Origin of the sequence: Mesorhizobium sp. 1B3, assembly GCF_050958605.1 — a bacterium.
Lineage (GTDB): Bacteria > Pseudomonadota > Alphaproteobacteria > Rhizobiales > Rhizobiaceae.
In genome coordinates, this window is sequence record NZ_JBJHDO010000003.1 from 75,255 (window position 1) to 93,997 (window position 18,743).

Annotated in this window: 16 protein-coding genes; 2 read left to right on the forward strand and 14 right to left on the reverse strand. The window is 62.7% G+C overall.

The features are described from left to right. Nucleotides 1–127 precede the first annotated feature (127 nt). From ACCO56_RS09420 to ACCO56_RS09430, 3 genes are all read right to left on the reverse strand, one after another. Nucleotides 128–2,101 carry a bifunctional 2',3'-cyclic-nucleotide 2'-phosphodiesterase/3'-nucleotidase gene (locus ACCO56_RS09420; protein WP_433639999.1) on the reverse strand — a complete coding sequence of 658 codons (1,974 nt, stop codon included), beginning with the start codon at nucleotides 2,099–2,101 and terminating at the stop codon, nucleotides 128–130. Between the two features lie 118 nt (nucleotides 2,102–2,219). Further along, a complete protein-coding gene (locus tag ACCO56_RS09425; protein WP_433640002.1) occupies nucleotides 2,220–3,506 on the reverse strand; it encodes an NAD(P)/FAD-dependent oxidoreductase in 1,287 nt (428 codons plus the stop codon). A gap of 76 nt (nucleotides 3,507–3,582) precedes the next feature. Beyond that, on the reverse strand, nucleotides 3,583–4,056 hold the full coding sequence (locus ACCO56_RS09430) for an Lrp/AsnC family transcriptional regulator (protein ID WP_433640004.1): 474 nt from the start codon (nucleotides 4,054–4,056) through the stop codon (nucleotides 3,583–3,585). A gap of 146 nt (nucleotides 4,057–4,202) precedes the next feature. Here ACCO56_RS09430 and ald point away from each other — a divergent pair, with 146 nt between their 5' ends. After that, entirely contained in the window at nucleotides 4,203–5,318 is a 1,116-nt protein-coding gene (gene ald, locus ACCO56_RS09435) for an alanine dehydrogenase (RefSeq protein WP_433640006.1), read from the forward strand. Nucleotides 5,319–5,368: 50 nt separating this feature from the next. Here ald and ACCO56_RS09440 read toward each other — a convergent pair whose 3' ends face one another. From ACCO56_RS09440 to ACCO56_RS09465, 6 genes are all read right to left on the reverse strand, one after another. Next, nucleotides 5,369–5,839: a DUF1203 domain-containing protein gene (locus ACCO56_RS09440; RefSeq protein WP_433640008.1), complete on the reverse strand. Its 471-nt coding sequence runs from the start codon at nucleotides 5,837–5,839 to the stop codon at nucleotides 5,369–5,371. A gap of 75 nt (nucleotides 5,840–5,914) precedes the next feature. After that, entirely contained in the window at nucleotides 5,915–6,721 is an 807-nt protein-coding gene (gene dapB / locus ACCO56_RS09445; protein ID WP_433640010.1) for a 4-hydroxy-tetrahydrodipicolinate reductase, read from the reverse strand. 551 nt (nucleotides 6,722–7,272) lie between these two features. Then, entirely contained in the window at nucleotides 7,273–7,833 is a 561-nt protein-coding gene (locus tag ACCO56_RS09450) for a GNAT family N-acetyltransferase (RefSeq protein ID WP_433640011.1), read from the reverse strand. Nucleotides 7,834–7,835: 2 nt separating this feature from the next. Next, on the reverse strand, nucleotides 7,836–8,687 hold the full coding sequence (sseA, locus tag ACCO56_RS09455) for a 3-mercaptopyruvate sulfurtransferase (protein ID WP_433640013.1): 852 nt from the start codon (nucleotides 8,685–8,687) through the stop codon (nucleotides 7,836–7,838). Between the two features lie 9 nt (nucleotides 8,688–8,696). Continuing rightward, nucleotides 8,697–9,440, reverse strand: coding sequence for an alanyl-tRNA editing protein (locus ACCO56_RS09460; protein WP_433640014.1), 744 nt, complete (start codon nucleotides 9,438–9,440; stop codon nucleotides 8,697–8,699). Next, nucleotides 9,440–10,474 (reverse strand): cysteine synthase A, encoded by a 1,035-nt coding sequence (locus ACCO56_RS09465; RefSeq protein WP_433640017.1) that lies wholly within the window; start codon nucleotides 10,472–10,474, stop codon nucleotides 9,440–9,442. The genes ACCO56_RS09460 and ACCO56_RS09465 overlap by 1 nt, the downstream gene beginning before the upstream one ends. Before the next feature lie 341 nt (nucleotides 10,475–10,815). On the opposite strand from ACCO56_RS09465, the gene ACCO56_RS09470 reads away from it, so the two are divergent. Further along, nucleotides 10,816–11,634: an SDR family NAD(P)-dependent oxidoreductase gene (locus tag ACCO56_RS09470; protein ID WP_433640018.1), complete on the forward strand. Its 819-nt coding sequence runs from the start codon at nucleotides 10,816–10,818 to the stop codon at nucleotides 11,632–11,634. A 22-nt stretch (nucleotides 11,635–11,656) separates the two neighbouring features. On the opposite strand, the gene ACCO56_RS09475 is transcribed toward ACCO56_RS09470, so the two are convergent. From ACCO56_RS09475 to mprF, 5 genes are all read right to left on the reverse strand, one after another. After that, nucleotides 11,657–12,448 (reverse strand): molybdopterin-dependent oxidoreductase, encoded by a 792-nt coding sequence (locus tag ACCO56_RS09475; RefSeq protein WP_433640020.1) that lies wholly within the window; start codon nucleotides 12,446–12,448, stop codon nucleotides 11,657–11,659. After that, nucleotides 12,445–13,275: a cytochrome b/b6 domain-containing protein gene (locus ACCO56_RS09480; RefSeq protein WP_433640022.1), complete on the reverse strand. Its 831-nt coding sequence runs from the start codon at nucleotides 13,273–13,275 to the stop codon at nucleotides 12,445–12,447. The genes ACCO56_RS09475 and ACCO56_RS09480 overlap by 4 nt, the downstream gene beginning before the upstream one ends. A gap of 90 nt (nucleotides 13,276–13,365) precedes the next feature. Next, complete coding sequence (locus ACCO56_RS09485) at nucleotides 13,366–14,556, reverse strand: MFS transporter (RefSeq protein WP_433640024.1); 1,191 nt, start codon at nucleotides 14,554–14,556, stop codon at nucleotides 13,366–13,368. Between the two features lie 68 nt (nucleotides 14,557–14,624). Continuing rightward, nucleotides 14,625–15,977 carry an AcvB/VirJ family lysyl-phosphatidylglycerol hydrolase gene (locus tag ACCO56_RS09490; protein WP_433640026.1) on the reverse strand — a complete coding sequence of 451 codons (1,353 nt, stop codon included), beginning with the start codon at nucleotides 15,975–15,977 and terminating at the stop codon, nucleotides 14,625–14,627. Then, on the reverse strand, nucleotides 15,974–18,574 hold the full coding sequence (gene mprF / locus ACCO56_RS09495) for a bifunctional lysylphosphatidylglycerol flippase/synthetase MprF (RefSeq protein WP_433640028.1): 2,601 nt from the start codon (nucleotides 18,572–18,574) through the stop codon (nucleotides 15,974–15,976). Before mprF ends, ACCO56_RS09490 begins: the two co-directional genes overlap by 4 nt. Nucleotides 18,575–18,743 lie beyond the last annotated feature (169 nt).

Consider the following 18,743-nt stretch of genomic DNA (forward strand, 5'->3'; position numbering starts at 1 on the left):
CGCCAACGGCACGCGATTGGCGAAAGTGGAGATGACAGCGGTCTTCTCCCCGCAAGCGGGGAGAAGTGGCCGGCAGGCCGATGAGGGGCCTGCTCAAACGGTCAATCTTATTGACCCATTGGTACCATCACAGCGTGATGCGATATCGGGCGAAGCCGTCCTTCCCCTCGCCCGCCGCCTCGATCTTGACAGCCTTCACATCGGCGATGAAGTCCTTCGCCTTCGGACCGGTTTCGAACAGCACCGTCGTCCCGGGGAGCGGGGCGAAAGACCAGTTGGCGTCGGCCGATGGATTGATCGTGCCCTGGTCGATGATGAAGCGCACGATCACGTCGCGGTTGGTGTCAGGCGCCTCGAAAATGATCTTCGACTCGTTGATCTCTGGGAAATTGCCGCCGCCGCCGGCCCGGTAATTGTTGGTGGCGACGACGAATTTGGCTGCGGGATCGATCGGCTTGCCATCGAACATAAGATCGACGATGCGGTTCGATCCGGCGTTCAGGACGGCGCCTTTCGGGTCGTATTTCGGCGGCTGCGACAGGTCGATCTTGTAAGTCACGCCATCGATCACGTCGAAATTGTAGGCCGGAAAATCCGCATTGATCAGCGGCTGGTCGGCCTTCCCGGGCTCGACATGCTTGAAAATGCCGGCCGACATCTCGAGCCATTCCTTGACCTGGGCGCCGGTGACCTCCACCGCACGGACCGTGTTGGGATAGAGGTAGAGATCGGCGACGTTCTTGATCGCGACATCGCCGGCGGGGACATCCGTATAATAGTCCGGACCGCCGCGACCGCCGGACTTGAATGGCGCGGCGGCCGAGAGTACCGGCAGGTCCTTCCACTTTGTCTCTTTCAGCAGGTCCTTGATGTACCAGGTCTGTGCCTGGGAGACGATTTGAACTGAGGGATCATCGGCGACGAGCGCGAAATAGGAATAGAGCGGCGCCGACGTCTTGCCCACCGGCCTGCGCACATAGGCGAGGGTTGCCTCGTGATCCTCCTTCAGCGCATCGACGAGGCGCTTGTCGTCTTGGACGACCGCTTTGTTCCTGTTGTCGGCGCGCTCGAAGATCGGCCGTGCCTCGGACGTGGCCGACGCCACCTTCCACTTGTTGCCGTCACGTTCGAGCAGCAGGTCGATCAAGCCCATGTGCGAACCCCAGAAGCCGCCCATGACCGCCGGCTTCCCCTGCAGCGTTCCCTTGGCCGTATCCACGCCCTCGAGTTCCTGGAAATCCTTCTTGCCGGGGAAAACCAGATGCTGGTGGCCGGTGAAGACGGCGTCGATACCCTCCACGCCGGCGACGAAGAAGGAGGCGTTCTCCATCATGTCGCCCTGCTTGTTGTCGATGCCGGAATGCGAAAGCGCGATGACGACTTCGGCGCCTTCTTCCTTCATCTGCGGCACCCAAGCCTTGGCCGCCTCGACAATGTCGCGGGTAATCACGTTGCCGGTCAGGTTCTTCGCGTCCCAGATCATGATCTGGGGCGGCACGAAACCGATCACGCCGATCTTGATCGGGTGTTCGACACCGGCACCGTCCTTGATCTTCTTCTCCAGGATTACATACGGCTTCAGATAGAGCTTGTCGTCGCGCGGATTGGAGGCAAGCTGGGTACCGCGCACGAGATTGGCGCAAACGAAGGGGAAGTTCGCCCCGGCCAGGACCTTGTCCATGAAGGACAGGCCGTAGTTGAATTCGTGATTGCCGAGCGTCGAGATCTCGTAGCCGAGCAGGTTCATGCCCTTCATCACCGGATGGACATCGCCGTCCTTCATGCCTTTCTCATAGGCGATGTAGTCGCCCATCGGATTGCCCTGCAGGAAGTCGCCATTGTCGACGAGCATCGAATTGGTGGCCTCCTTGCGCACGGCGTCGATCAGCATCGCGGTCCGGGAGAGCCCCATCGTGTCGTTCGGCTTGTCGGCATAATAGTCGTAGGGCAGCACGTTCACGTGGATGTCGGTCGTCTCCATGATCCTGAGATGCGCCTGGTTCGCCTGGGCGCGCGCAGAGAAGGGATGCAGCATCACGAAGGCCGTCGCGGCCGATCCCGCAAGAAAGGAGCGGCGTGACAAGGATGCGTATGATGACATGATTGACCTTCTCCCTCTGGAACGGCCGGAAACGCGGCCGAAGGGCCAAGTTTTCGCGCTGAATTTCCTGCATGTCTAGACAGAAGAGATGACGTCGCGGTGAATATTTGCTGACGAACTACCGTACGCCGGGGTTTTTATCTTCCGCTTTCTCACCCTGCGTTATGAGGCGCGCGCTGCGCTGGCCGGTAACGTAGATCCATAGCCAGCTCAGCGAGACCGCCAGGCGATTGCGCAAACCGATCAGGAAATAGATATGGGCGATGCCCCACACCCACCAGGCTATCCAGCCGGTCAGGCTGAAGCGACCGAAATCGATGACCGCCGCCCGCTTGCCGATCGTCGCAAGGTCGCCGTCGTGACGGTAGCGGAAGGGATGCGGCGTAGCGTCGCCGGCGAGACGCCGCCTTATCGTGTCGGCCACATGCCAGCCTTCCTGCTTCGCGGCCGGCGCAATGCCCGGCACTGGCCGGCCATCTTGCCGCTCGGCATAGGCGGTATCCCCGATGACGAAGATCTCCGGCCGGCCGGGAACAGTCAAATCAGGTTCAACGATCACCCTGCCGGCGCGATCCGCCGGAGCGCCCAGCCATTCCGCAGCCGGAGATGCGGCAACGCCGGCCGCCCAGATGATCGTCCTCGCGTGGAGGCGTCTGTCGCCGAAAACCACGCCTTCCCCGTCGCAACCGGTCACCGCACTGCCCAGCTCTACGGTCACGCCCAATTTCTCCAGCGCCGCTTTGGCGTAGGCCGAAAGGGTCGGCCGAAAGTTCGGCAGGAGGCGATCGCCGGCCTCGATCAGGACCACCCGTGCCTGGCGCGTATCGATCCTGCGGAACTCGCCGACCAGCGTTTCCCGGGCGAGCTCCGCGATCGTTCCCGCCAGTTCCACTCCGGTCGGCCCTCCGCCTATGATGACGAGCGTGAGAAGCGCCTGCCGCCTGGCCGGATCGTCCTCCCGCTCTGCCAGCTCGAAGGCGCTCAAGATGCGCCGGCGGATCGTGGTCGCGTCCTCGAGCGTTTTCAGCCCCGGAGCGAACGGCTCCCATTCGTCATGGCCGAAATAGGCGTGGCGGGCGCCGGTCGCCAGCACGAGCGCGTCGTATGCAAGCGAGCCTCCATCCTCCAACAGCACCCGTTTTTTCGCCACATCGACGCCCGTGACCGTGCCGAGCAGCGTCGTCACCTCCTTGCGCCTGCGCAAGAGATGGCGCACCGGCCAGGCGATCTCCGACGTCGCCAGCGACGTGGTCGCCACCTGATAGAGCAGAGGCTGGAAAAGGTGATGGTTGCGCCGGTCGATAAGGGTAATGCGCACCGGCGCTCCTCGCAGTGCCCGAGTGCATTCGAGGCCGCCGAAACCCGCGCCTACAATGACGACATGGAACATGCCGGAATCGACCATGGCCCTGATCCACCCGCTCCGGTAGCAGCGGTTCCATCTAGATCATGAACCCTGCCTCGCGGTCAAACGATCGAGATCAGGCCATCTCGGGTTTCAAACCGAGAGCGGTGCGGTCGATGATCTCGCGCAGCGCAAAGGACGAGTTGATCTTCGTCACATGCGGCATCGCCGAGAGCCACTCCTTGTGGATGCGCTCGTAATCGGCAAGGTCTTTCGCCGCGATGCGCAGGATGTAGTCGTATTCGCCCGACATCAAGTGGCAGGACAGGATGTTCGGGCATCGTTTGACCGCGGCCTCGAAGTCGGACAGCGTCTTCTCGAACTGGCCGGACAGCGAGATGTGGACGATCGCCGTCATCTGGTGACCAAGCGCAGCATTGGAAAGTCGCGCGTGATAGCCCCGTATAACGCCTGTCTTCTCCAGATTGTCCAGCCGGCGGGAACAGGCCGATTGCGAAAGCCCGACCTTCTCGGCAAGGGCCGCATTGGATATTCTGCCGTCCTTCTGAAGCGTGTCCAGAATCGCGATATCGATCCTGTCGAGTGACATTCTTCGAATTTCCTTCGAACAATATAAAACTTCTTGCAAAAAGTATCGAACGCTAGCCCGCGAAGCAACCGCAATCGCAAACACATGCGAAGCCTTTTGTGGTCCACTGCGTTATCAGGGAACAAAGCGACCACGGAGGAGCGTCAATGCGCGTCGGCTGCCCGAAGGAAATCAAAAACCATGAATATCGTGTCGGCCTTACTCCAGGTTCCGTACGCGAATACGCCAGCCACGGCCACGACGTGCTGGTCGAGACCGGTGCGGGGTCGGGAATCGGGGCGGACGACAACGCCTACCGCGCCGCGGGGGCCACGATCGCCAAGACCGCCGAGGAAGTGTTCGCCCGATCGGACATGATCGTCAAGGTCAAGGAGCCTCAGCCGAACGAATGGCTTCAGCTCCGCCAAGACCAGATCCTCTACACTTACCTGCACCTCGCTCCCGATCCTGAACAGACCAAGGGCCTCCTCACCTCCGGGGTCACGGCCATCGCCTACGAGACCGTGACCGACGATCGCGGCGGACTGCCGTTGCTCGCCCCCATGTCGGAAGTCGCCGGGCGCCTGTCCATTCAGGCAGGAGCAACGGCACTCCAGAAGGCCAATGGTGGGCGCGGCGTGCTTCTCGGCGGCGTGCCGGGCGTCCTGCCGGGCAAGGTGGCCGTCATCGGCGGCGGCGTGGTCGGGCTGCACGCCGCGAAGATGGCCGTCGGTCTCGGCGCGGACGTAACCATCATCGACCGCTCGATCCCCAGGTTGCGGCAGCTCGACGATATCTTCAACGGTCGGGTCCACACCCGATACTCGACGGTCGAAGCGCTCGAAGAGGAGTGCTTCTCGGCGGACATTGTCGTGGGTGCCGTGCTCATTCCCGGCGCGGCCGCGCCGAAACTCGTCACGCGCGAAATGCTGTCCGGCATGAAGAAGGGCGCAGTGCTTGTCGATGTGGCCATAGACCAGGGTGGCTGCTTCGAAACCTCCCATCCTACCACTCATGCCGAACCGACATACGAGGTCGACGGCATTATCCATTATTGCGTCGCCAATATGCCGGGCGCCGTGCCGGTCACTTCGGCCCACGCACTCAACAACGCCACGCTCCATTATGGACTCCAACTCGCCGACAAGGGTCTGAAGGCGCTGGCCGACGACCCGCACCTGAGGAACGGGCTCAACGTCTACAAGGGCAGGATCACCAACCGCGCGGTCGCGGAGTCGCTCGGTTATGAAATGGCGGAGCCGAAAGCGTTGCTGGCCGCCTGACCCCGGCAATCCTCCCGCCTGAACCGCCGGCCTCGCCGGCGGTTCTTCTTTTATGCTCGTTCGATCCGGCACTGATAGCAATTGTTCTTGGCCGAGCGCATGTGGAGATAGGCTATGTCCTTCCGTCGCAGGAGCTCATGCGCGCGGTTGCAGATCTCATGGGTCGGAGTCACGGCGCCGGTGCCATAGACGATGCGGTCGTCATATCCGTAGCCACGCAGGATGTAGCTCGCGGTGGCACGGAAAAGGTCCGGCAACACATCGGTTTCCAGCGCCCGTTCGCATGGCTCGGCATGAAGGAAGATCGGCCCCGTTTCCGCATATGGCTGCAGGGCTGGAAACGGCCGATAGGCAAGGATCAGGTAATCCCTGCCGGCCTCCACATTGCGCAGGCAATGACGGCAAGGCACGCCGACACCATTGGAGGTTCGCCGCTCAGGCGGCATGCCATAGTCGTCGAGAGCGCCGTCGCATAACGCTCGAACTCGATCGGTCGGCAGGGCAATGTAACGGATGAGCATGGCGTACCTCCGGATTGCAACATCCGGAGATTTGTCTTCCGCCCGTTTGAAAACCACCCGTTTCGTGCGTGTTCCTCAATCGATCAGCTTATCGAGCCCGCGGACCAATCCGCTCATGCGGACAACGCGCCGGATCGCGAGAAGCGTGCCCGCGACATAGGGCGCGGCGGAAGAGCCCGCATCGTGGCGGATGGTCAGCCTTTCGTCGGGAAGGCCGAACAGCGCCTCGCAGGACAGGATATAGGAGGGCAGCCGCAACGCGTGGACCTGGACACCCTGCCCTGTGCCCACTGCCGCGCCCCGGGTCGCCGGGATGCCGGCAACCTCGGCGAGCGGCCGCGCCGTCGAGGCGCCGCGGATCTCCGCCAGGGATTCGGCAAGCTCGCGCGCTGTTCCGGAGGGCGAATCCGGCTTTCTCGCGCTCGCATAGTCGATGATCTCGACATCGGGCACGTATTTCGCCGCCATCATGGCGAACCGCTTCATCAAGGTCGCCGTGATGGAGAAATTGCCTGCCGCGATCACGCCGACGCCCTTCGCCTCGGCCGCGCGGTCGATCTCGGCATAATCCTCCGCCCCAAGACCCGACGTGCCCACCACAAAATGCCTGCCCTGCCCGATCGCCGTCAGAGCATGCGCCTTCACCGCCTGCGGCTTGGTGTAGTCGACCACCACATCGGATGGCGTCCCGAGCGCCTCCTCCAGCGTGGCGACGACCTCGACGCCCACCGGCGCCAGACCGAGTGTCGTTCCGATATCAGCGCCAGCGGCACTGCGGGCCACGGCACCGGCCAGGGCAAGGTCGTCCGCGCCGAGGATCGCCGGCACAAGCGCCTTTCCGACCCAGCCGGTAGCTCCGGCTACCACAACACTCGTCGCCATCTCCGCCTCCAACAATGAGAGTCTTCACTCCGTTCAGCATGAAAGTGCAAGTCTAGGCAAATCAGAATGGCTAGACCAGATCGGTCACGCGCCGCAAGGTGACCGAGCCATACGAGACCCCCTCTGTCCTGCCGGACAGCTCCGCCACAAGGCTATCGGATTCCCACATCCGGCGGGCTGTCCGGAGCCCCCCTCATCCGACCTCGCTTCGCGAGGCCACCTTCTCCCCTCCAGGGGAGAAGGGAAGACGGCCGCAACGCTCCTGCCAATCGCCAGCGTTTGCGATTGGCAGGAGCGCTTCGGCAAAGCTTCTTCTTCTTCTCCCCCTGGGGGAGAAGGTGGCCTCGCGAAGCGAGGTCGGATGAGGGGGCTCCAGGAAGTGCCGACGATACGTGAGATGTGTGAACTTCGTAGCCCACAAGGGGGGAGATGTCCGGCAGGACAGAGGGGGTGTCCATAGGGCGCGGATTTGTCGAAACGATTCAATTAATTCCAGACGCCGCCTTAAGTTTTCATGCACGGCACGTTCAGGAAAGAAGATGCACGCGCTCTCAGCGCATGACCCTTGCCGCCCGTTCGGAAAACTCCATCGGATAAACCGTTTCCTGCTTCTGGCCGACCGGCGAAAATCCGATCTTCTGGTAGAGCGGCAAGGCAGCCGGATGATCCAGCGTGCAGGTCTGGACGGTCACGAACCGCGGATTGCTGGACCAGGCGGCCTCGACAGCCGCGCCAAGAAACCATCGGCCGATCCCTTGGCCCATGGCGTGGTCCATCATGCCGAAATAAGCGAGTTCCGTATGATCGGGCAGATGCGGCTTGAGGTCGAAGAAACCGGCCGGAGCACCGTCGAGATAAAGGACGCGAACATCCCTGCCAGGCGCGTGCAGCCCCTCGATCAATTCTTCGTCGCCGAGCCTCAGCGCGTTGACCCAGTGCCATTTGCGGCCGACCCGATCGATCAGGTAACGATAGAAATGAAGGGGGATGTCCTTCACCCTGAGCAGCACGATCTGACGGCCCACCGGCAAAGGCGCGTACCGTGCCGGAGGCGCGGTCATCTCCAGGAAAGTGACCGTCACCTCGATCGGCTCGGGTTTCTTGCCGGACATTCTCAGTCTCTTCCCTTGACGACCGGCGTATCTTCGAGCCCACCCCATTCCGTCCACGACCCGTCATAGAGACGATTGTTTCCGTGCCCAAGCGAGTTGAGCGCCAGGGTGATGACGGCTGCCGTCACGCCTGAACCGCAGGACGTGACGATCGGGCGGGACAAGTCGAGCCCGGCCTGCTCGAGCACCGTCTTCAACCTGTCCAGCGGCAACAGTTCGCCATTTTCCGAAAGGCTCGTGGAGGGCACGTTATGTGCCCCCGGCATGTGGCCGCCACGCACCCCCTGCCGCGGCTCCGGATCGGTTCCGACGAAACGTCCGGCGGAGCGAGCATCCGCAATCTGGGCGCTGGCCGTCGCCAGGATTTCACGCATCTCTGCCAGCGAAACAACCCGTTTCGCGTCGAAATCGGCGTGGAAGACGTTCGGCGCTATGCGTGTCGGCTCGGCTGTCACGGGGCGGCCCGCAGCCTTCCAGCGATCGAATCCTCCATCCAGAACAAAGACTTCGGCGACGCCCATGATGCGGAACATCCACCATACGCGGGGCGCCGACAGGAAACCGGGTCCATCATAGACAACGATCGTATCGTCGGCGGAAACCCCCATGGAGCCGGCGAACCGCGCGAAGGTCCGCGGACTGGGCAAGGTGTGGGGCAGATCGGAATCCTCATCCACCACCTGGTCCAGATCGAAAAAGACAGCGCCCGGAATATGGGCGGCGGCGTATTCGGCGCGCGGATCCCGCTTGTGCGCGGGCAGATACCAGGAGGCGTCGACAATCGACAGGCCGGGGGAACCAAGCTTCGCCTGCAGCCAGTCGGCGTCGACGATGAAGGGACTCTTGTCAGCCATGGGACTTCCTCAATTTGCCGGCGCCGGACCGAAACGGATGCGGAAGCGGCGGTTTTCCCGCCCCTTCTTCTCGATCTTGCCGATGTGGATCTCGCCCACCTCGGCCGTCGAGGCGACATGCGTGCCGCCGCAAGGCTGGCTGTCGATCACCGCGTCGTCCCCGATGCAGACGAGCCGGATTCGTCCGGTCCCGGAAGGCGGGCGCACGTTCTTCGACTTCACCAGCCCAGGATTGGCGGCAAGCTCCTCCTCGGTGATCCAGCGCGTGAAGACCGGATGGTTGGCTGCGACGAGGTCCATCAGCCGTTCCGTAACCGCCTCCTTCGCGAAGCCGGCATCCGGGATGTCGAAATCGACCCGTGAATCGTCTTCGGCAACGGCGGCTCCGGTTATGGGAAAGGGGCAGACCACCGTTAGCAAATGGCAGGCCGTGTGCATCCGCATCAGCCGGAGCCGGCGCTCCCAGTCGATCGCCAGCGACAGCTTCTCGCCCGGTTCCGGCATCGACTGGCCGGCAGCGGGCACATGGATGATTTCGTCCTTCGTCTCCCCGGTGACGGTCGCGGCGACGGTGATGCGGCTTCCATCGGCTCGCGTCAGGAAGCCGGTGTCCCCGGGCTGTCCCCCGGAGGTCGCGTAGAAGATCGTGCGATCCAGAATGATGCCGCCGCGATCGTTCAAGCTTGCGACAGTGCCATCCGCCTCCCTGAGGTAGGCGTCCTCACGAAACAGCGTGTCGGTGACGAAAGCCATCAAGCGGCTCCCGCGAAAGGTATGGCGATGTCAGGCGTCGTTTCCATCCAGCCGGGCACCGGCAAGCCTTTCTCCCGCAGGAAGGTGGGATTGAACATTTTCGACTGGTAGCGGGTGCCGAAATCGGCAAGGATGGTGACAATCGTGTGACCCGGGCCCAGCTCCCTGGCCAGGTGGATCGCGCCTGCGATGTTGATGCCGGTCGAACCACCCAGGCACATGCCCTCCTCCTGGACGAGGCCGAAGATGATCGGCAGCGCCTCCTCGTCCGGGATCTGCCAGGAGAAGTCCGGCGTGAACCCCTCCAGATTGGCCGTGATGCGGCCCTGCCCGATGCCCTCCGTGATGGAAGACCCTTCGGCCTTGAGCACACCTTCCGTGTAGAAGCTGTAGAGCGCCGCACCCAGCGGATCAGCAAGCCCGATCTTCACGGCCCGGCTCTTTTCCTTGAGTCCGGAGGCAACCCCGGCCAGCGTTCCGCCGGTGCCGACGGCAGAGACGAAGCCGTCGACCCTGCCTCCCGTCTGCGCCCAGATCTCCTGGGCCGTGGTCTTGATGTGGCCGTCCCGATTGGCGACGTTGTCGAACTGGTTAGCCCAGATCGCGCCATTGGGATCCGTCCGCGCGAGTTGCTCGGCGAGCCTGCCGGATACCTTCACGTAGTTGTCCGGGTTCTTGTAAGGGACCGCTGGAACTTCCAGGAGTTCGGCCCCCAGGAGACGCAACGTGTCCTTCTTCTCCTGGCTTTGCGTCTCCGGAATGACGATGACCGTCCTGTAACCGAGCGCCTTGGCCACCACGGTAAGGCCGATGCCCGTATTGCCGGCCGTGCCTTCGACGATGACGCCTCCCGGCCTCAGCAGGCCGCGCGCTTCGGCGTCGCGAATGATGAACAGTCCGGCCCGGTCCTTGACCGACTGGCCGGGGTTCATGAATTCGGCTTTGCCGTAGATTTCGCAGCCCGTTTCTTCCGAGGCGCGTCTCAACCGGATCAGCGGCGTATTGCCGATGGCGTCGATCACCGACCGATGCATGGGAATTCCTTTGCTTTTCCTGTGGAGCGTTCGAATGTCACGCCATACGCACCACATAATTCTGACGGCACCGACACCCAGGTGGTTCAAAGCCAAATCGCGCCGGGATTCAACGTGTTGTCAGCGCGTCTTCGAACCCGGAATCAGGCTTTCGCATCGGCCAGAGCATCGATTTCGGATCGGCACAGTAGAAACCGTGAGCGCTGCTTTCAAGGTCGGAATTTGCGCCAAACCTGCACAATCTGGATGCCAAATTCGAATGCATTCCCCCAAGCCCCCCGGATTTGCCGTCACATTGCCGTCATTGTAGCCTCCAACGAGACAAACGGGAGGACGCGTCGATGGCTCTCTATCGGGCAAATCCTAGTGACGGCGTAGCCTGGATAACGGGGGCCAGCAGCGGCATCGGCCGCTCTCTTGCCCTGGATCTGGCACGCGAAGGCTACACGGTCGCGGCGACCGCACGAACCTTGGAGAAGCTCGCAGCGCTCGCTGCGGATGCCTCCGATCTTCCCGGCCGCGTGATTCCCTATCCCGCCGACGTCACCGACGAAAAGGCGATGGCAGCCGTCGTCGCCGCCATAGAAGAACAGGTAGGCCCCATCGTTCTCGCCGTGTTGAATGCCGGCGGTTATCTCCGGACCCGTGGCGAAAGGCTCGATACCTCTAATTTTCTCAGGACCTACGAGACCAATCTTCTCGGAGTGCTGCACGGCCTTGTCCCCGTGGTGGATCGCATGCGGCAACGTGGGCGAGGTCATGTGGCCATCGTCGCGTCCGTCTCGGGCTATTTCGGGTGGCCTTCGACGGCGGCCTATGGTTCCTCGAAGGCGGCGCTCACCAATATGGCCGAATCGCTGAAATACGATTTCGACAGGCTCAACATCCGCATCCAGGTGATCAATCCAGGATTCATCGACACGTCCATGACCCAGAGCATCACCATGCGACTGCCAGCACTCATGCCGGTCGACAAAGCGTCGCGGCGCATTGTTGCCGGCTTGAAACACGGCGGTTTCGAGACCACTTTCCCACGCCGCTTCACGTGGTTTCTCAAAGCGTTGCGCATTGCTCCTCAACCGCTTCGTCATTGGTTGGTCGCCAAGGCGACGCGCTGGGAAAAGCAGCCGATGCTCACCGGGAAGACGCGACGAAGCTGATGCTCGAATCGTCTCGACAATTTCAGATTCCCCCGTACCAGTCATATCCAGCGGAATCCTCCCAGTAGCCGCCCTGGCCGCCGCCGAAACCGGCCAATGAGCTGGCGAGCTCGATCGTATGAAGGTACTTGGCCATTTTGTACCCGAGCTGGCGCTCGATACGCACCCTGAGCGGAGCACCGTTGGGAACCGGCAAGGCCGCGCCGTTGAGGCCATAGGCGAGAATGGTCTGAGGGTGGCGAGCGTCGAATAGGTCGCAGCTTTCATAGTAGGAAACGGGGGCGGCCAGGCCGCCACCAATGTTATCGAAGCAGTGGAATACCGCGAAGCGCACTTCCGGCTTTACCCTGACCTGATCGAGGAGAAAGGCCAGCGGCACTCCGGTCCATTTCGCAATGCAGCTCCACCCCTCCACGCAATCATGACGGGTGATCTGCGAGCGCGCCGGCATATTGCGCAGCTCGTCGAGCGACAGTTCGGTTGGCCTTTCGACAAGACCGCCGATCCGAAGGCGATAAGAGGTGAAACCATTCTCCTTGAGAGCAAGGAACTCGGGAGTCTGCGGATCCGCAGAGCCGTTGGGTCGCTGCCCCTGCCTTATCTCCGTCTCCTCATATTCACGCGCCAGTGTGTCGCCCAGGAGGGCGCGTTGGATGCGGTAGGTCAATGTGTTGGTGCCGGCCAGAACCCGACGCACCCGGCTTTCATCATTGCCCAGAAAATCGAACCTGTCGCAGCCGGCGAGCAGGAGAGAGGAGGCACCGACACTGCCAGCGGAAAGGAAGGCGCGACGGGAAAGAACCGGGTGGCTCAAGAGCGGTCTCCATCGGCCGGCGGGGTACCAGGATCCGCGCGATACCAACCCGTGGTCATCGATCGCAGTTCGTTCAGGGGGCCGGCCAGAAGCACCATGAGGATGTGAACGATGAAGAAAGCGACAAGCAGCAGCATGACGAGAAAATGGACCGAGCGCGCTGTCTGGCGGCCGCCGAAGAGATCGAGCAGCCATGGCCAGGCCGCGACCATGCCGGGCGACATCGTCAGGCCGCTGAGAACGATCAGCGGGAACAGGACGAAGAGCACTCCCGCGTAAGTCACCTTTTGCAGGACACCGTAGCTGCGTCCGTGATGGAAGCGCCCACGCGCATGATCCAGGATGTCCCGCGGAAGACGCCGGATGTCGGCGCATGTTGGAAGAAGACCGCGGCGGAGGCGACCGCCGGCCAGGGCATTCACGAACCAGACGAAGAGTGTCGCGACGAATATCCAACCGAAGAAGAAATGGACGAGGCGCCCAGTCGCCAGATCCTGATAAGACGGCAGGGTTGCCCAAGCTGGGAACCCTCGCGGCTCTCCGTTGCTGACGCCAAGGACACCGGTTGTGTCGAAAACACGGTCGAAGACCGCGGCTCGGCCGCGCAGCCCTTCCGGCGTTTCCTCCGCATAGATGGCGAGCAGGAAATTCTCATATTCGAACCCGGATTCCTGACCGACATACAGCGCCGGATGGGCATTGAATATCTGCAGGGCCGACACGAGAAGGAAGAACAGGCAGACCGCCCACGTCCAATGGGTCGCCCGGGTCCAGACGGATTGCCGATAGACCAGCGGTCCGATCGGACGGGACGTTCGTTTTTCCATCGATTCAATCATGGCGAGTCCATCGCGTGCTCAATTCCGGGTTCGAATGAACCAGGCGGACGAAGCTACGATGGGAGTGCCGAGGAAGTTTCAGGCGACCGTTTCCGGCCGTGCATCCCTGGCCGCGAGATAGACCAGCAACGCGAGCGCCAGCGCCGCCGCGTAGAAGACGAACAGCGCCTGATAGGCTGCCGCCGGCTCTCCGGGAACAATGTTGGCCGTCACCACGCCGCCGGTTGCAAATTGCATGACACCGACGCCGCCGACGGAAAAGAAATTCATGAGCGTCACGCCTCGTCCCATCAAATGAGCGGGTACAAATGCCCTGGCATGCGCCATCAGCAGGCCGTAGGCTCCGCCAAACAAGCCGATCACGACGAATACCCCCGTAGTGGTCGCTATGTCCGTCACCACGTTCAGAGAGAGATAGAGGACGGCGAGGAGGCCAATCGTATTCCCCCCGAACGCCACCCATTTGCGGGTCTTGAATATCGTGTCCAGGGGTCCGTACAGGAAAGCGCCCCCAACCATGGCCAGCGCCATATAAAGCGTGACTTCACCGATCATCACGCTATCGGCACCGTAGACATCGGCGAGATACGGTCCAGCCCACAGGCCACGGATCCCGCTTGCCGGGGCATAGTTGAGGGCGGTCAGCGGAATGATCGGCCACAGGACCTTCATGCGCAGGAGTTCGAGATAGCCCGACAGCCCCGCCGATGGTCCGGACATTGCCTTGGGATCCCGCACGAAGGCGGCAATCGCGATTGCCGTGCACAGCGTAATGAGGGCAAGAGCGACCATGACCGGACGCCAGCCGAACGCCTCGGCCGCATTGGCGAGCGGCGCCGCGCCGATGACATTGCCGGCCGTCCCGAACGCAACCGTCCAGGACGAAAGCACGGCGAAACGGGCCGGCGAAAAGGTCTTGGCGAAAATGAACAAAGCGGCCATCAGCACGGGCGCGCAGCCGATGCCGATCAGCGCCATGGCCGCAATCACCATCCAGGGGGCCGCCGCCGCCGCGAAAAGCAACGCACCGCCGGCGCCGCCGATCGCAATGAACAAGGCAGCCGTTCGCCTTGGCCCAAAACGATCGAGCGCTACCCCGACCGCAAACTGGGCGAAGGCGAAGGCTACGAACCAGATCCCTGAAGCCTGGGCAAGCTGCGCCTTTGTCATGGCAAGCTCGGTGGTCAAGGCCGGCGTCAGGACCGCAAGAAAAGAGCGGTAGAATTGCGACAGCACATAGCCGACGGCAAGCGCCGCGATTCCGCCCATCGATCTCCCCTCTCCGTTATCGACAGCCCTACCCCGTCTTTGACGCCCGGCGCAATGGACCAGGGCGGCTAACCTATGCGCCCCATGATCTTGCGGGCCACGGCTTCATAGTCGTCGTCGAAATGGTGCCCCCCCGGCAGTTGGACGACTTCAGCGCCGCTTCCCTGGAGCTTCGGGCAGATGCTGTCGTCGTCGTCCTCGCCGAAGATGCACTGCACCTTGCCAGGCGGAATCTTGCTCACTTCAGGCATTGTCGGGTGCGAGGGGTCGCCGCCGCCACCGAACCAGCCCGAGACGTCGAACCGGAACGCGGCCGCATCGCTGAGGCCGAGCAGCGAGACGGTCGACACTTTCGCCTTCTCGTTTTCGGCAAGGCGATTGTATGCGGCAGGCAACACATCGGCGCCGAAGGAATAGCCTACGAGCACAACGGAGCGGACCTGCCACGCATCGCCGAAGTAGTCGGTAATCCGCGAAAGATCGGCTGCGATCGCCTCGGGTGATTTCTCCGACCAGAAATAACGCAGCGAGTCGATCCCTACCGTGGGCACCCCCTTCGACGCCAGGAACTCGGCGATTTCGCGATCGATGTCTCGCCAGCCGCCGTCTCCGGAAAGCACGATCGCCATTGTGTCGTGCGCTGAATGGGCAGGCAGGACGGCCAGCGGCAGATCGGCGAGGCCGTCGCCAACCGTGGATGGCGCCTTGGCCAGAATGGTGGCGACCGCGTCCTCGAGCGCCTTTGCCGGTTGGCCGGTTCCTTGCGCACGTTCGATCGCGAAACCCTGTGCGATGAGAGACCCGATATGCGCCTTGCCGGTATCGTCGCCGTCCGCAGTCTCGACAACCTGGATCGGCGCGGGCAGCTTCCCGGGTTGCAATCCATAACTCCAGCCACTGCCGTCGGCGCTTTTCGCATGAGGCGCGCCTGAACAGAGCTCCCGCGTGAAAGGCAGGGTGCTCCCCGGATCGACCGCGACGAAACGCCGGATCGTTGCGAGTGGCGACTGCGCCGCGAGGGCGAGCGTCATCGTGCCGCCGGCGCCTGTCCCCGCCACGATGGGATGAACGTAAGATGTCGTGCCGATCGCGCGCTGCAGTGTCTGGCTGAACTCTTCCATGTCGGAGATGAAGTAAACGCAGTCTCTGCCGCGGCCCGCCGCTTTGGCAAAACTGCGGGCGAGATCGACGCCAACCACAACGCCGCCCGACGCGGCGAGAGCACGGGCGGTCTGCCTGTCCTTCGCGCCGTATCCGGTCCGGTCCGAAAATAGGAACACGACGCCGCGCGGCATGTCGTCTGGGCGTACGACTTCGGCGACTGCCAGCGTGTCCGTCTCGGGGTAGGTCATCGGCCGCAGCATATAAACGGCGACAGCAACTGCCGCGACAGCGGACAGGGCCAGCGGCAGGATTCTCACTTCGAGATCACTCCGCGAATACCACCGCTGATCAGCACCGTCACGTCGGCAATGGCAAGCATCGGATTGAGGCCACCGGCGACCGCCATATAACGGGGTGACCATATCGGGTCGAACTTGTTCTTGAACGCGCGCAGGCCGTGGAAGTTGTAGAACGCCTCGCCGTGGTCATAGGCGGCGTGGCCCATCTTGTGCCAGAGGGGCGCGACGGGGTTTTCCGACAGGCCGGCGAGCGGCGCCATCCCAAGGGAAAACCAGCAGTAGCCCATATCCTTGAAATGAAGCAGGAGCTTGCCGAACAGGACTTCCATGCTGCCGTTGGGCGCCTGGGGATGGAAGCGCATGAGATCCACTGTCACCTCCTCCTTCGATCCGGTCGTCATCACCGTGGCGAATGCGACGATCCGGCCGCCGTGCCTCAATACCGCAACGGGCTGCGAGGCCACATAGCCGCGATCGAACGCTCCGAGCGAGAAGGCTTTCTCGCGAACATCGTGCTCGGCCAGCCATGCATTCGACACCCCTTGCAACTCTTCCATGATGGCTGGGACATCTGTGGTCGGAACGATCTCAAAGGTAACGCCGTCACGCTCGAACCTGTTCAGCGCCGTGCGGAGCGAGGCGCGACGCCCGCCCTTCAAATCGAAAGCCTTGAGATCGACCCGCGCCTCTTCCCCAAGCTTGAAAGCATACAGCCCGGCGTCTGCATACATGGACAGGCTTTCCGCAGGGACCTGGTAGAAAACGGCCCTCCCCCCATGGGCGCGTGAGAGCTCGACAAAACGCCAGACCAGTTCGTGCCGGTTCTCTTCAGCCCCGATGGCGCCGAACAATGCGATCCAGGACCGTCCCCTCTTGCCATACATCAGGAACGTCCTGCGATCGCTGGAGAAGAGCAGGCTCTTGTCGCCCATTCGCACGAGATTGGCATCGGCAACGGGCTGGTTTCCCACGATCTCGATCGCATTACGCAGATCTTCGTCATTCGGACGTTGCGGCTTGCCCGCCGGCGGGCGGATGAGCAGCGAGACAGCGATTCCGGCAGCCACGATGATGATGCCGAGCGCGGCGCGGAGACTGCGAGGCGCAGTCGCGGAAAACTCGAACTGCCACCACAGCTCATGCGAATAGTCGACCTCTTTGTACACGAAGAAGAGGATCGTCAGGGCGAGCGCGAGTACCGTTCCGACACAAAGCCACCATCCAGCCGACAGGCGGTCGTGGATCAGCGAGGCGGGCCGCGTGAAGAGACCGCGGGTCAGCAGAAGCGAAACGAACAAAATCGCGAGGAGCAGGGCTTCGCCGATCGCGACGCTCTTGACCAGTGCCAATGGAATGGAAACGGCTGCAAGCGCGGCTGCGATCCACCAGGCGCCGTCGAGCCGATGGACGAGCCCGCGGGCCGCGAGAATCATGAACAGGCCGATCACGCTGGCCAGGAAATGCGCGCCCTCCAAGATGGGCAGCGGTAGCAGCGCCTCCAGCCAGCCTATGACGATGTCGGGGGTGGGCGTGACACCGGATACCACCAGCATCGTTCCGATGACCGCGGTAAAAGCCGCCAACACGATGGGAACGGCAGCATGTGCAGCACCTCGCAAGGCGGCGTTTGCCGCGGTCGCGCGACGGAACTCGACGGCCGAGAGCGCGATGGCCGCGAGGACCAGCGGCAAGACGTAGTAGATCACACGATAGAGCAGCAAGGCACCGACCACACCACCGAGCGGCAGATGGCTGCCGAGGGCGGCGAGCACCAGCGCCTCGAACACGCCGACGCCTCCGGGCACATGGCTCAATATGCCGAGCCCGACGGCGACAGAGTAAACCGACAGCACGAAAGGATACGAGACCGGTCCCTCCGGCAGGAGCACCCACAGAACTGCCGCCGACGCGGCGAGATCGACGACGGTTGCGAGGAGTTGCACCACGATGGCGGTGGCGCTGGGCAGAGCGAGCCTGCGACTGAAAAGCGTCAGATGCCGCGGTCCGAAAGCTGCGAAGAGTATGATGGCCAGGACCAGTGCAAGCACCAGATAGGCTGCGATGCGAATAGAGGCGACGGGCAGGCCGGCGCTCGCCGCCAAGCCAGCATCCGCCGTGACCAGCCCAAGTCCCGCAACGAAGGCCAGGCCGATGCCGAAGGCGAAGGTGACATAGCCTACGATGCGAGCCACCTCCTCCGGCGTGACCCCAAGCGGCGTGTAGAAGCGGTATCGAACGGTGCCGCCGGTAAGCGGCCCGAAACCTGCGATGTTACCGACGGCGTAAGCGCAGAAACTTGTGAGAGCGACGATGCCGAAGGGCAGCTTGCGGCCGACGAAAGCGAGCGCCTGCCGGTCGTAGACAGACAGGGCGGAAAAGCTCACGACAGTGAAGAGGACGGCCAGCGCGAGATCCCGAAAGCTCGTCGCCTTGATCGCATGGACAAGGTCCTCGTAGCTGACATCGGCCAGAATGCTGTTCAGCGCCAGCGCGGAAACAACGATGACGGCGAGCGCGGCGACGACAAAAAGCCTCGCACGATAGGTTTCCCAGAACCCGCCTTCGCTCGTCCCTTCGGAACGATCGGCGTCGGTGGCCAAACCTGTCTCCGTCATAGCCGCGCCTCCCGCTGGTGGGGATCTTCAGCACCGGAGGCACCGGAAAGGCGGTGGCCCGTACGCCTGCGAAAGGAGGAAGGCGCTGCCATATGGAAACATCCATCGATTGCGGTGGCAGGCCTGACGCGAGACGGGGGCAAGAATGTGGCGGAAGGCGGAGTCGACG

Excerpts from the sequence above, each read along its gene's own strand:
- ACCO56_RS09420 (WP_433639999.1), bottom strand. The coding sequence starts at position 2,101 with ATGTCATCATACGCATCCTTGTCACGCCGCTCCTTTCTTGCGGGATCG.
- ACCO56_RS09425 (WP_433640002.1), bottom strand. The coding sequence starts at position 3,506 with ATGGTCGATTCCGGCATGTTCCATGTCGTCATTGTAGGCGCGGGTTTC.
- ACCO56_RS09430 (WP_433640004.1), bottom strand. The coding sequence starts at position 4,056 with ATGTCACTCGACAGGATCGATATCGCGATTCTGGACACGCTTCAGAAG.
- ald (WP_433640006.1), top strand. The coding sequence starts at position 4,203 with ATGCGCGTCGGCTGCCCGAAGGAAATCAAAAACCATGAATATCGTGTC.
- ACCO56_RS09440 (WP_433640008.1), bottom strand. The coding sequence starts at position 5,839 with ATGCTCATCCGTTACATTGCCCTGCCGACCGATCGAGTTCGAGCGTTA.
- dapB (WP_433640010.1), bottom strand. The coding sequence starts at position 6,721 with ATGGCGACGAGTGTTGTGGTAGCCGGAGCTACCGGCTGGGTCGGAAAG.
- ACCO56_RS09450 (WP_433640011.1), bottom strand. The coding sequence starts at position 7,833 with ATGTCCGGCAAGAAACCCGAGCCGATCGAGGTGACGGTCACTTTCCTG.
- sseA (WP_433640013.1), bottom strand. The coding sequence starts at position 8,687 with ATGGCTGACAAGAGTCCCTTCATCGTCGACGCCGACTGGCTGCAGGCG.
- ACCO56_RS09460 (WP_433640014.1), bottom strand. The coding sequence starts at position 9,440 with ATGGCTTTCGTCACCGACACGCTGTTTCGTGAGGACGCCTACCTCAGG.
- ACCO56_RS09465 (WP_433640017.1), bottom strand. The coding sequence starts at position 10,474 with ATGCATCGGTCGGTGATCGACGCCATCGGCAATACGCCGCTGATCCGG.
- ACCO56_RS09470 (WP_433640018.1), top strand. The coding sequence starts at position 10,816 with ATGGCTCTCTATCGGGCAAATCCTAGTGACGGCGTAGCCTGGATAACG.
- ACCO56_RS09480 (WP_433640022.1), bottom strand. The coding sequence starts at position 13,275 with ATGGAAAAACGAACGTCCCGTCCGATCGGACCGCTGGTCTATCGGCAA.
- ACCO56_RS09485 (WP_433640024.1), bottom strand. The coding sequence starts at position 14,556 with ATGGGCGGAATCGCGGCGCTTGCCGTCGGCTATGTGCTGTCGCAATTC.
- mprF (WP_433640028.1), bottom strand. The coding sequence starts at position 18,574 with ATGACGGAGACAGGTTTGGCCACCGACGCCGATCGTTCCGAAGGGACG.